Raw genomic sequence first — 12,086 nt, forward strand, 5'->3', positions numbered from 1 at the left:
GTTGCGCGGAAAACCGGTCAATCCTCGCACGTCACTTCTCGTCGACGCTGATGACGTCCACCGAGAACACGACCGGGGACTTGAACTCCTCGCGCTGGTCCTTGGTGAGTTCGTCCTCGGGAACGATGATCAGGACGCGGCTGCCCGCCTTCTGCCCCTTCAGCCCCTCTTCCCAACCAGGAATCCCGGGCTGGTCGCCGATGCCGGCGACCGGGATCTCCTGCGGGCCGCCCTGCTGCCAGGTGTCCGCCGCCAGCTTGCCGTCGTTCCACAGCACGGCGGTGTAGTGGGCGAAGACGGTGCTCTTGGCGCCGACCTCCTTGCCGTCGCCCTGGATCACCGTGCTGCTGACGATCTTCTTCGGCGCGTCCTGGTCCTTGGGCACCTCGATCTTGGGCGCCTCTTCACCGATCTCGGTGCCGACCTTCGGAAGCTCGGGGTCCTGCTTCTCGACCGGCTTGCCGTCGATCTTGGTGGGGACCGTCTTGTTCAGGTCCACCACGAAGACCAGCGTCGAGTCGGCGGGAATGGTGGGAGGGGAGCCCTGCTCGCCGTAGCCCTTGTCCGGGGGGATGACGAGTTCGATGCGGCTGCCGAGCTTCTGCCCGGCCACACCCTCGTCCCAGCCCTCGATGACGTTCCCGGCACCGACCTCGAAGGTGAACGCGGAACCCCGGTCGTAGCTGTTGTCGAAGACCTTGCCGTCCCACAGCTGGCCGAGGTAGTCGACGTTGAGCGTGTCGCCCTTCTTGACCTCCTCGCCCTTGCCCTCGCTGAGGACCTTGACCTTCAGCTCCTCGGGAGGGTCTCCCTCCCCCTTGGCGACCTTCGGCTTCTTTCCCGCCTCTCCGGTCACGGCCGGAAATTCTTTGGAGTCGCCGTCGCCGTCGCTGCCGCACGCGGCGGCGGAGACCAACAGCAGGGGAACGAGCAGCGCCGCTGCGACGCGGCGCACAGACTTCTTCGGATTCATGGGCCCAACTCGCGGTATCGGGGGTAGGCGGGTACTGCCCTTGCCACCCTACGGGGAAGCTCCGGCCCACCGGCCACCCCCGACACCACGAAGCGACCGGTACCTCACCCGTCGCACACGCCCGCAGGCGGCGTCACATACCCGCGATCAGCTTCTCCACCCGTTCGTCGACCGAGCGGAAGGGGTCCTTGCACAACACCGTGCGCTGCGCCTGGTCGTTGAGCTTGAGGTGGACCCAGTCGACGGTGAAGTCCCGCCGCTGCTCCTGCGCACGCCGGATGAAGTCGCCGCGCAGCCGCGCCCTGGTGGTCTGCGGCGGCACCGACTTGCCCTGGAAGATCTTCAGGTCGTTGCAGATCCGCTCGGCCTGTCCGTTGCGTTCCAGCAGGTAGTAGAGCCCGCGGCGCCGGTGGATGTCGTGGTACGCGAGGTCTATCTGCGCGACCCGCGGGTGGGACATCGTCAGGTTGTGCTTGGCCCGGTACCGCTCGATCAGCTGGTGCTTCATGACCCAGTCGATCTCGGTGGCGATCTTGCCCAGTTCCTGGGCGCGGATCGACTCCAGGGTGCGGCCCCACAGTTCGAGGACCTGCTCCACCACGCCGGTGCGGATACCGCGGCGCTCGCAGAAGTCCACCGCCTTGTCGAAGTACTCCTGCTGCACCTCCAGCGCGGACGCCTCCCGGCCGTTGGCCAACCGCACCTTGCGCTGCCCTGTGGTGTCGTGGCTGACCTCCCGGATGGCCCGGATCGGGTTCTCCAGGGTGAGGTCGCGCATCACTGTGCCCGCCTCGATCATGCGCAGCACCAGGTCGGTGGCGCCGACCTTGAGCAGCATCGTGGTCTCGGACATGTTGGAGTCGCCGACGATGACGTGCAGCCTGCGGTAGCGCTCGGCGTCGGCGTGCGGCTCGTCGCGGGTGTTGATGATGGGCCGGGAGCGGGTCGTCGCCGAGCTGACGCCCTCCCAGATGTGCTCGGCTCGCTGGCTGACGCAGAACACCGCGCCGCGCGGCGTCTGCAGTACCTTGCCCGCACCGCAGATCAGCTGGCGGGTCACGAGGAAGGGGATGAGGACGTCGGCCAGCCGGGAGAACTCCCCGTGCCGGGCGACCAGGTAGTTCTCGTGGCAGCCGTAGGAGTTACCGGCCGAGTCGGTGTTGTTCTTGAACAGGTAGACGTCGCCGGCGATGCCCTCCTCGTGCAGCCGGCGTTCGGCGTCCACCAGCAGGCCCTCGAGGATGCGCTCGCCCGCCTTGTCGTGGGTGACGAGTTCGGTCAGGTTGTCGCACTCGGGAGTGGCGTACTCCGGGTGCGAGCCCACGTCCAGGTAGAGACGGGCCCCGTTGCGCAGAAAGACGTTGCTGCTGCGGCCCCATGACACGACACGGCGGAAGAGGTACCGCGCCACCTCGTCAGGGGACAGGCGTCGCTGCCCCCGGAACGTACATGTGACGCCGTACTCGTTCTCCAGCCCGAAGATTCGGCGGTCCATGAGTGAACATTACGCCTGATGCCCCGTTCTGAAACCGGCTTCGGGCGTGCCGTTGCGATCATTTTCCGCGAGCGGGACCGCCCCGACCGGTGCGCGGGGCGGTGCCAGCGCCCGCTTCGTCAGGAGCAGGACCAGCAGCGCGGCCAACCCCGCGGCGCCCGGCACGGCGAAGCCGCCCGCCGCGCCCGCCCCCTCGATCACCGGGCCCACCACCGCGGTGCCCAGCGCCGCTCCGACACCGAAGGTGGTCACCAGCCAGGAGAAGGCCTCGGTCACCGTGCCGCGCGGCGCGTGCCGGTCCACCACCACGAAGGCGCAGCTCAGTGCGGGTGCCAGGAAGACACCGGCGACGCAGGCCAGCACGGTCATCGCCACCGGCCCGGGGACCGCGGCCAGCGGCAGGTAGCCGAGGGCCAGCAGGCCGATGAGCACCCGGAGCCGGCGCTCCGGCTCGCCCGTCCACTGCCGCGCACCGTAGGTGAGGCCGCCGACGAGCGCGCCGAACCCGATGCCGGACATGATCAGCGCGTAGACGAGGTCGCCGCCGTTTCCGTCCGCGTACGCCACCGCGGCCACCGTGATGGAGCCGAGCGCGATGCCGACGAAGAGGAACGAACCGAGCAGCGCCAGCAGCCCGGACGAACGCAGCGCGCCCAGCCAGTGGGCCTCCCGGGGCGCGCTGCGCCACGCCCTGGAGGGTGCCGAGACGACCACCGAGAGCGCGCCGAGCACCCCGAGCACGTTGACCACCAGGAGCGCGCCGGCCTCCGACCACACCGCGACCGCCAGCGTCACGAGCAGCGGCCCCACGGTGAACATGACCTCCTGGGCCACCGAGTCCAGCGCGTAGGCGGTGTGCACGCGGTCCTCACGCTTGAGCACGCTCGGCCACAGGGCCCGCAGACCGCCCTCCAGCGGCGGGGTGAAGAGGCCCGCGACCAGAACGGCCGCGGCGGCGAGCGGCAGCGGGTCGATGCCGACGAGTGCGAAGGCGGCCATGCCGAGCGCGGACACCACCGCGGACGGCAGGATCACCCGGGGCTGGCCGAGCAGGTCCACCGCGCGGCCGAGCAGCGGCTGGCCCACCGCCGTGGCCAGGCCGTACACCGTGGCCAGCACGCCGGCGAGGGTGTAACTCCCGCCCTCCGCACGGGTGAACAGCACGATCGCGATGTGTGCCGTCGCGTTCGGCAGACGGCCGACGAGCGTTCCGACCAGCAGGCGCACCGCGTGCCTGGCACGCAGCAACTCCCCATAACCCGTCGCCATCCGGCGGCACCTCCACAGGTTTTACGTATAACGTCGGACGCCATACGTACCATGTCCCCAGTCCGCAGGTCCATCCAGCAGCCGGAGTGCCGCAGTGCCCACCGCCCGCTCGCGGCCCACAAGCCGGGACGTCGCCCGAGCCGCCGGGGTGTCGCAGGCCACCGTCTCCCTCGTGCTGCGCGACAAGTGGCGCGGGCGCGTCTCCGCCGCCACGGCGGACTCCGTGCGGGCCGCCGCCCGGCAGCTGGGGTACCGGCCCAACCTCGCCGCCCAAAGCCTGCGCACCGGACTGACCCGGACCGCGCTGCTGGTGGTGCCCGCGCTCACCAACGAGTTCTTCGCCCGGCTGCACACCGGCGCCGCCGGGGTCGCCGCCGAGCACGACTTCGGCGTGGTGCTCTACCCCTCGCCCCAGGGCATCGGACGCGCCCGGGACCCCTTCGCCTCGGCCCGCACCGCCCTGGACGGCGTCATCGCCTCCTCGATGGCCGCGGAGGCCCTGGGCGCGCTCAGCGGGAACGGGCTGCCGCTGGTGATGCTGGACAGCGACCCGGCGCGCACCGACTCGGCGGCGAAGGTGAACGTGGACCTCGCCGACGGTATGCGCCAGACCGTGGCGCACCTGATCGGCCTGGGGCACCGGCACCTGGGCCATCTGGCCGCCGGAGTGCCCAGCTGGACCTTCGAGGTGCGCAGCGAGGCGCTGCACGAGGCGCTGCGGCCCTCCCCCGGCGTCCGGCTGCAACGGGCCGAGTCGCCCTCGCTGAGCGTCCAGGACGGCCTCCAGGCCGCTTGGCGCCTGCTCACCGCCGAGCCGCGGCCCACCGCGCTCATCTGTGATGACGACCTGCTGGCCGCCGGCGCGTGCAAGGCAGCCCGGCGGCTGGGGCTGCGGGTGCCCGACGACGTGTCGGTGAGCGGGTTCGACGACCTGGGCCTGGCCACCGCCGTCGACCCGGAGCTGACCACCGTGCGCCTCCCGGCAGAGGAGGCCGGCGCGGCGGCGATGCGCGCGCTGCTGGCCGTGCTCGCGGGCGAGGCGCCGGCAACGGCGGTGCTGCCCGTCGAGCTCGTGCGCCGCGGCTCCACGGGCCCGGCCCCGGGCTGGATCTGAGCGGTGCGCGCCTGAGTGAGGTGTGCACCGGATCGACGCGTGCCCGAGCGGCGCGCGCCTCGTAGCGCGGGCCGCCGCACAGACGCGCCGCCGTCCCGGGCGGCCCGGCGCGTCAGCGCACGGGTCGCCCGGGACGGCGGCGCCGGGCCGGTCATCCCGACCCGGTCGTCACTCCGACGCGGTGGGACCGGCCTCCGGGTCGGCATCCGCGTCTGCGGTGCCGGTGCTTCCGGCGGTGCCGCTGGTGCCGGTGCTTCCGGCGGCCGGGGACTTCTCCAGCAGGCGCGCCAGCTGCCCGCCCAGCACCCGCTTGAACTTCCGCTGCGGCCGACCGCGGTCCAGTACCGCCACCTCGAGCTGGTCGGCGGTCAGGGTGCGCTCCCCGCCGTTGTTGTCCCTGGTCAGCGCCTCCATGGCCAGTTGCAGCACCTCGGCGAGCGACATGTCGTCGCGGTGCCGCTCCTCGAGGTAGTTGCCGATCTGCTCCGAGTTGCCGCCCACGGCAACCGAGCCGTGCTCGTCGACGATGGACCCGTCGTGCGGCAGCCGGTAGATCTGGTCGTCCTCCGGCGCCTCACCGACCTCGGCGACGATCAGCTCCACCTCGTAGGGCTTCTCCCCGACGCTGGAGAAGATGGTGCCGAGCGTCTGCGCGTAGACGTTGGCGAGCCCGCGGGCCGTCACGTCGTGGCGGGCGTAGGTGTACCCGCGCAGGTCCGCGTAGCGGACGCCGCCGATGCGCAGGTTCTCGAACTCGTTGTACTTGCCGACCGCGGCGAAGGCGATGCGGTCGTAGATCTCGCTGACCTTGTGCAGCGCCCTGGAGGGGTTCTCCGCGACGAACACGATGCCTTCGGTGTACTGCAGCACCACCACGCTGCGTCCGCGCGCGATGCCCTTGCGGGCATACTCGGCGCGGTCGGCCATGGCCTGCTGGGGTGAGACATAGAACGGCGTGGACACCGGCTTTCCCGTCCCTTCCTGTGCCTAGAGAACCGGGGCCTGGGGCCCGTTGGGGAGCTGCAGCCGGCCGTCGTGGACCGCGCGGGCGACCTCGGCGACCTCCTGCTCGGGGAGGCGGCGGTAGCCGTCCTCGGTGATGACGGCGACCACCGGGTAGATGCGGCGGGCCATGTCGGAGCCGCCGGTGGCCGAGTCGTCGTCCGCGGCGTCGAACAGCGCCTGGACGACGACGGTGGCCGCCTGCTCCTCGGTGAGGTCGGGGCGGTGGAGCTTCTTCAGGGAGCCGCGGGCGAAGACCGAGCCGGAGCCGACCGCCGCGAAGGCGTGCTCCTCCGACCGGCCGCCGGTGACGTCGTAGGAGAAGATCCGGCCCCTCGCACGCACGGTGTCGAAGCCGGCGAAGAGCGGGACCACCGCCAGTCCCTGCATCGCCATGCCGAGATTGCTGCGGATCATCGTGGACAGCCGGTTGGCCTTGCCCTCCAGGGACAGCTGCGCGCCCTCGACCTTCTCGAAGTGCTCCAGCTCCAGCTGGAAGAGCTTGACCATCTCCACCGCGAGACCGGCGGTGCCGGCGATGCCGACCGCGGAGTACTCGTCGGCGGGGAAGACCTTCTCGATGTCGCGCTGGGCGATCATGTTGCCCATGGTCGCCCGGCGGTCACCGGCCAGGACCACTCCGCCGGGAAAGGTCACCCCGACGATGGTGGTGCCGTGCGGTGCCTGGACGGCACCCTGCACGGGCGGCAGCGGCCGGTTGCCCGGCAGCTGCTCGGGAGCGTGATCGGACAGGAAGTCCATGAACGACGACGAACCGGGCGTCAGGAAGGCAGCCGGCAGACGCCCGGTGCCACGAGTGTTGGCTTCCACGCGTTTCCTTCCACGTATGCGGCCGTACGCCCCGTGACGTCCGACCGGTGCTTCGACTGCTCCGCCGCCCGGAGGGGCGGCTGGTGCAAGGGTTACGTCGGGGACCCTACCCGCCCGGTGATCGTGATCCACATGCTTTGCCGCAGCAGCTGTGGCGGTACCGCCACAGCTGCGTGTAGGGGCGCGGCGGGCGCGGCATCCCCTGACGGGAGGTACCGGGAAGCCCTGAGACGGCCGGGAGCGCGTCACGCGCTCCCGGCCGTCTCACGGCTGGACGGCGAATTCCGTGCGCCGCGGTCTGCGGCGGACGGCCGAGCCCTATTCGCCGCCCTTTTGCACGAACGACCGGACGAAGTCCTCGGCGTTCTCCTCGAGGACGTCGTCGATTTCGTCGAGAACCGAGTCGACGTCGTCCGTCAGTGCTTCCTGGCGTTCCTTGAGGTCCTCGGAGGCCTGCGTCTCCTCCGCCTGCTGCTCGGTCTCCTCGGTGGAGCGCGTCGCCTTCTGCTGTCCGCCGCCGGTGTCCTTGGTTGCCATACAGCTCACCCCGCTCGGATTAGTCGTTCAAGATCAGACCCTACAAGCAGGGACTGACATCGGACCCTGTTTTGCTACAACGCCCGGGGACGGCCCGGATGATTCCCGGCTCGGGACGTTTTCAGCTGCCTGAGAGCACCCGGACGAGTTCCTCCGCGGTGCGGCAGCGGTCGAGCAGCTCCTGCACGTGCGCCCGGGTACCGCGCAGCGGCTCCAGGGTCGGCACCCGCTGGAGGGAGTCCCGGCCGGGCAGGTCGAAGATCACCGAGTCCCAGGAGGCCGCGGCCACGTCGTCGGCGTACTTCTCCAGGCAGCGGCCCCGGAAGTACGCCCGGGTGTCCTCCGGGGGCTTCGTCCTGGCACGCTCCACGTCGGCCTCGTCCAGCAGCCGGGTGATGCGGCCGCGGGCCGCCAGCCGGTTGTAGAGGCCCTTGTCGGGGCGCACGTCCGCGTACTGGAGGTCGACGAGCTGGAGGCGGGCGGCGTCCCAGTCGAGGCCGTCACGGCGGCGGTAGCCCTCCATGAGCTCCCGCTTGGCCACCCAGTCCAGCTCACCCGACAGGCTCATCGGGTCCCGCTCCAGCCGGGTCAGCACGTCCTCCCACCGGGTCAGCACGTCCACCGTCTGCTCGTCGGCGTCCGCGCCCCAGCGCTCCTCGACGTACTTGCGGGCCAGCTCGTAGTACTCCATCTGGAGCTGCACGGCGGTCAGCGTGCGCCCGCTGCGCAGGGTGACCAGTCGGCGCAGGTCCGGGTCGTGGCTGACCTGGTGCAACGTGCGCACGGGCTGGTCGACGGCGAGGTCGACGGCGATGAAGCCGTCCTCGATCATGGACAGCACCAGGGCGGTGGTGCCCAGCTTCAGGTAGGTGGACAGCTCCGAGAGGTTCGCGTCGCCGATGATCACATGGAGGCGCCGGTAGCGCTCGGCGTCGGCGTGCGGTTCGTCCCGGGTGTTGATGATCGGCCGTTTGAGTGTCGTCTCCAGGCCGACCTCGACCTCGAAGTAGTCGGCGCGCTGGCTGATCTGGAAGCCGTGCTCGCCGCCGTCCTGGCCGATCCCGACCCGGCCTGCCCCGCAGACCACCTGCCGGGACACGAAGAACGGGGTGAGGTGCCGGACGATGTCCGAGAACGGCGTCTCCCGCTTCATCAGGTAGTTCTCGTGGGTGCCGTAGGAGGCGCCCTTGTTGTCGGTGTTGTTCTTGTACAGGTGGATCGGCTGGGCACCGGGCACCTCGGCGGCCCGGCGTGCGGCCTCGGCCATGATCCGCTCGCCGGCCTTGTCCCAGAGCACCGCGTCGAGCGGGTTGGTGACCTCGGGCGAGCTGTACTCGGGATGGGCGTGGTCCACGTAGAGCCGCGCGCCGTTGGTGAGGATGACGTTGGCGAGGCCGATGTCCTCGTCGGTGAGCTGGCTGGAGTCTGCCGCCTCCCGGGCCAGGTCGAAGCCCCGGGCGTCCCGCAGCGGGTTCTCCTCCTCGAAGTCCCACCGGGCCCGCCGGGCCCGGTGCATCGCCGCGGCATAGGCGTTTACCACCTGGGACGAGGTGAGCATGGCATTGGCGTTGGGGTGCCCGGGGACGGAGATCCCGTACTCCGTCTCGATGCCCATTACTCGCCGTACGGTCATGCGGCCCTCCTTGCCCGGCGGTGGCCCGCAGTGGCCCACCGCTCAAGTCCCGCTGCGCATCCGTCCCGTGTGCGGCCTCCTGAACCGCACTGCGCCGGCCGGCGTCACGCCCGAGCCTAGGCGGCTCCGGCGGCGGTGGGGAGAATGCAGCGGACCTTTGTCGAAACGGTCCGGCTGCGGCTGCCCGGTCGGGCAGCCGCAGCCGGACGGTGTCTTCTTACAGGTACTGGCCGGTGTTCGCCACCGTGTCGATGGACCGGCCGGTGTCGGCACCCTGCTTTCCGGTGACAAGGGTGCGGATGAACACGATCCGCTCGCCCTTCTTGCCGGAGATCCGGGCCCAGTCGTCCGGGTTGGTGGTGTTCGGCAGGTCCTCGTTCTCCTTGAACTCGTCGACGCATGCGGCGAGCAGGTGGGAGACGCGAAGACCCTTCTGGTTGTGGTCGAGGAACGCCTTGATGGCCATTTTCTTCGCCCGGTCGACGATGTTCTGAATCATCGCTCCGGAGTTGAAGTCCTTGAAGTAGAGGACTTCCTTGTCGCCGTTGGCGTACGTCACCTCGAGGAAGCGGTTCTCCTCGGATTCGGCGTACATCTGCTCCACGACGGACTGGATCATTCCGGCGACCGCGGCTTCACGGTTGCCGTTGTTCTCGGCCAGGTCCTCGGAGTGGATCGGCAGGTTCGGCGTGAGGTACTTCGAGAAGATGTCCTTGGCCGCCTGGGCGTCCGGACGCTCGATCTTGATCTTGACGTCCAGCCGGCCGGGCCGCAGGATCGCCGGGTCGATCATGTCCTCGCGGTTGGAGGCGCCGATGACGATGACGTTCTCCAGGCCCTCCACACCGTCGATCTCCGACAGCAGCTGCGGGACGATGGTGTTCTCCACGTCCGAGCTGACGCCCGAGCCCCGGGTCCGGAACAGCGAGTCCATCTCGTCGAAGAAGACGATGACGGGTGTGCCCTCGCTGGCCTTCTCACGGGCCCGCTGGAAGACCAGGCGGATGTGCCGCTCGGTCTCGCCGACGTACTTGTTGAGGAGCTCCGGGCCCTTGATGTTGAGGAAGAAGCTCTTCCCGGCCGGCTGGCCGGTCACCTCTGCCACCTTCTTCGCCAGCGAGTTGGCGACGGCCTTGGCGATGAGCGTCTTGCCGCAGCCGGGCGGGCCGTAGAGCAGCACACCCTTGGGCGGGCGCAGCTCGTGCTCCTTGAAGAGGTCCGGGTGCAGGTAGGGAAGCTCGACGGCGTCCCGGATCAGCTCGATCTGCCCGCCGAGGCCGCCGATCCTGGTGTAGTCGATGTCGGGGACCTCTTCGAGGACGAGCTCCTCGACCTCGCTCTTGGGCACGACCTCGTAGACGTACCCCGAGCGCGGCTCCAGGAGGAGTGCGTCACCGGCCCGCAGTGTCGTCTGCAGCAGGGGCTCGGCGAGCCGGACCACCCGCTCCTCGTCGGTGTGCCCGAGGACCAGCGCACGCTCGCCGTCCTCCAGCACCTCCTTGAGCGTGACGATGTCGCCGGCGCGCTCGTACTCCATGGCCTCGACCACGTTGAGCGCTTCGTTGAGCATCAGCTCCTGGCCGCGCCGGAGCTCCTCCAGCTCGACGCCGGGGCTGACGTTCACCCGGAGCTTGCGGCCCCCGGTGAAGATGTCGGCCGTGCCGTCCTCGTTGGCCTGCAGGAAGACACCGAAACCGGCAGGCGGCTGAGCGAGCCGGTCGACCTCCTCCTTGAGTGCGACGATCTGGTCGCGGGCCTCACGCAGCGTGTTGGCGAGCCGCTCGTTCTGCGCGGACACGCCGGCCAGATTGGTCTGAAGCTCGACGATCCGCTCCTCGAGAACTCGAGTGTGGCGCGGAGAGTCGGCGAGCTTGCGGCGCAGGACGGCGATTTCCTGCTCGAGAAAGGCAACCTGGCCAGCCGGGTCTTCGGAACCCCGACCGGGCCGGATGCCGCGGTTCATGTCGTCGTCGTGGGCTGCCACGGTCCTCACCTCCTCCAGGGGGAGCTGGACGCTTCCTGACCCTACCTGGGCCCGCAGTGGTTGAAACCCCTAGATCACAAAGACTGTCGGGGTGTGTCCGATCTTCACCCTTGCGCACTCCCTCACGTCAGGGGGATACCCACCCGGCGACCTCCGGAAGCAGCCGGTTGTTATCGTCGGAGGGGTCAACACCCTTCCAAGTTGGCTTCCATGAGCACCGCAGGCAGGAACGGCAGGCGACATGACCGTGCGACACGAGGCAGCGACCGGCGAGCTCGAGGTCTGGATCGACCAGGACCTCTGCACCGGTGACGGCATCTGCGCCCAGTACGCGCCGGAGGTCTTCGAGCTGGACATCGACGGCCTGGCCTACGTCAAGGGCGCCGACGACGAGCTGCGGACGGCGGCGGGCGCCACCGTCCCCGTGCCGCTGCCGCTGCTGACCGACGTGGTGGACTCGGCCCGCGAGTGCCCCGGCGAGTGCATCCACGTGCGCCGGGTCGCGGACAGCGTCGAGGTGTACGGCCCGGACAGCGCCGAGGCCTCCTGACCGGACCCGCCAGGGCCCCTGCCCGGCGGGTCCGAGTCCGGCGGCCCCTGCTCGCCCGCGTCAGCGCGGCCCGCTCAGACGGGCGCGGTGTGCGGCGCGGCGCGGAGGGCGAACTCGCCCTGCCGCCACTGCCAGCTGACGTCCCGCTCCTGGTCGGGGCAGCAGCGCGGTACGGACTCCGAGGAGTAACCGTGCAGTTTCGCGGAGATACTCCCCTCGTCGACCCGGAAGTCGGAGACGGAGAGCTGCTCGCCGGGGTCCACCAGCGTCTCGGCTATGCGGACGGTGCCGTCCCGGCGTGCCGCGAGCACGTAGACGCCGCTCGGCGGCGTGCCGATACCGCTTGAGCACCGCACCACGGCGACCGTCTCGCGTCGGCCGTCGCCGTCGAAGTCGGTGGCGTGGCGGCTGATCACGTCCGTCCCCCACGGCCCGCAGTCGAGGGGGTAGTCGGCTCTCTCGGGATCGGGGGCGTCACCCGTGCCGGCGTCGGCCGGTTCGGGGTCGCCGGTCGCCTGCGCGCCGGCCGGCATGAGCAGGGCGGCGGCGAGCAGACCGGCGAGCGCGCCCGCGGTGGCGAGCCAGTGCACCGCGCGGGCGCGGGTGTGCGGGAGGTCCTGGCCTGCGGAGGGCTGCACGCGGGAGTTCTCCTGGGAGCCGTGCCGATGGGAGTGCCAGCATGGTGCCACAGGTCACAT

Annotated in this window: 11 protein-coding genes; 2 read left to right on the forward strand and 9 right to left on the reverse strand. The window is 70.3% G+C overall.

From position 1 onward, the window contains the following. Positions 1 to 31: 31 nt before the first annotated feature. The 3 genes from QNO07_RS08865 to QNO07_RS08875 all read right to left on the reverse strand — a co-directional run bounded on the left by QNO07_RS08865 (position 32) and on the right by QNO07_RS08875 (position 3,737). Entirely contained in the window at positions 32 to 973 is a 942-nt protein-coding gene (locus tag QNO07_RS08865) for an FKBP-type peptidyl-prolyl cis-trans isomerase (RefSeq protein ID WP_283991132.1), read from the reverse strand. Between the two features lie 133 nt (positions 974 to 1,106). Then, positions 1,107 to 2,468 (reverse strand): Pup--protein ligase, encoded by a 1,362-nt coding sequence (pafA, locus tag QNO07_RS08870; RefSeq protein ID WP_283991133.1) that lies wholly within the window; start codon positions 2,466 to 2,468, stop codon positions 1,107 to 1,109. Between the two features lie 9 nt (positions 2,469 to 2,477). After that, positions 2,478 to 3,737, reverse strand: a complete 1,260-nt coding sequence (locus QNO07_RS08875) for an MFS transporter (protein ID WP_283991134.1) — start codon at positions 3,735 to 3,737, stop codon at positions 2,478 to 2,480. Positions 3,738 to 3,831: 94 nt separating this feature from the next. Here QNO07_RS08875 and QNO07_RS08880 point away from each other — a divergent pair, with 94 nt between their 5' ends. Further along, positions 3,832 to 4,851: a LacI family DNA-binding transcriptional regulator gene (locus QNO07_RS08880; RefSeq protein WP_283991135.1), complete on the forward strand. Its 1,020-nt coding sequence runs from the start codon at positions 3,832 to 3,834 to the stop codon at positions 4,849 to 4,851. Positions 4,852 to 5,019: 168 nt separating this feature from the next. Here the strand turns inward: QNO07_RS08880 and prcA are convergent, their stop codons facing one another. The 5 genes from prcA to arc all read right to left on the reverse strand — a co-directional run bounded on the left by prcA (position 5,020) and on the right by arc (position 10,838). Continuing rightward, positions 5,020 to 5,814, reverse strand: coding sequence for a proteasome subunit alpha (prcA, locus tag QNO07_RS08885; RefSeq protein WP_283991136.1), 795 nt, complete (start codon positions 5,812 to 5,814; stop codon positions 5,020 to 5,022). Positions 5,815 to 5,838: 24 nt separating this feature from the next. Continuing rightward, positions 5,839 to 6,684: a proteasome subunit beta gene (gene prcB / locus QNO07_RS08890; protein ID WP_283991137.1), complete on the reverse strand. Its 846-nt coding sequence runs from the start codon at positions 6,682 to 6,684 to the stop codon at positions 5,839 to 5,841. A gap of 318 nt (positions 6,685 to 7,002) precedes the next feature. Then, on the reverse strand, positions 7,003 to 7,221 hold the full coding sequence (locus QNO07_RS08895) for a ubiquitin-like protein Pup (RefSeq protein ID WP_283991138.1): 219 nt from the start codon (positions 7,219 to 7,221) through the stop codon (positions 7,003 to 7,005). A gap of 121 nt (positions 7,222 to 7,342) precedes the next feature. Then, complete coding sequence (gene dop, locus QNO07_RS08900; protein ID WP_283991139.1) at positions 7,343 to 8,854, reverse strand: depupylase/deamidase Dop; 1,512 nt, start codon at positions 8,852 to 8,854, stop codon at positions 7,343 to 7,345. A gap of 217 nt (positions 8,855 to 9,071) precedes the next feature. Beyond that, positions 9,072 to 10,838, reverse strand: a complete 1,767-nt coding sequence (arc, locus tag QNO07_RS08905) for a proteasome ATPase (RefSeq protein WP_283991140.1) — start codon at positions 10,836 to 10,838, stop codon at positions 9,072 to 9,074. 241 nt (positions 10,839 to 11,079) lie between these two features. Here arc and QNO07_RS08910 point away from each other — a divergent pair, with 241 nt between their 5' ends. Continuing rightward, entirely contained in the window at positions 11,080 to 11,388 is a 309-nt protein-coding gene (locus QNO07_RS08910) for a ferredoxin (protein ID WP_283991141.1), read from the forward strand. A gap of 74 nt (positions 11,389 to 11,462) precedes the next feature. Here QNO07_RS08910 and QNO07_RS08915 read toward each other — a convergent pair whose 3' ends face one another. Beyond that, positions 11,463 to 12,026, reverse strand: coding sequence for a hypothetical protein (locus QNO07_RS08915; protein WP_283991142.1), 564 nt, complete (start codon positions 12,024 to 12,026; stop codon positions 11,463 to 11,465). Positions 12,027 to 12,086: the final 60 nt, after the last annotated feature.

This window comes from Streptomyces sp. 549 (assembly GCF_030124175.1).
Classification (GTDB): Bacteria; Actinomycetota; Actinomycetes; order Streptomycetales; family Streptomycetaceae; genus Streptomyces.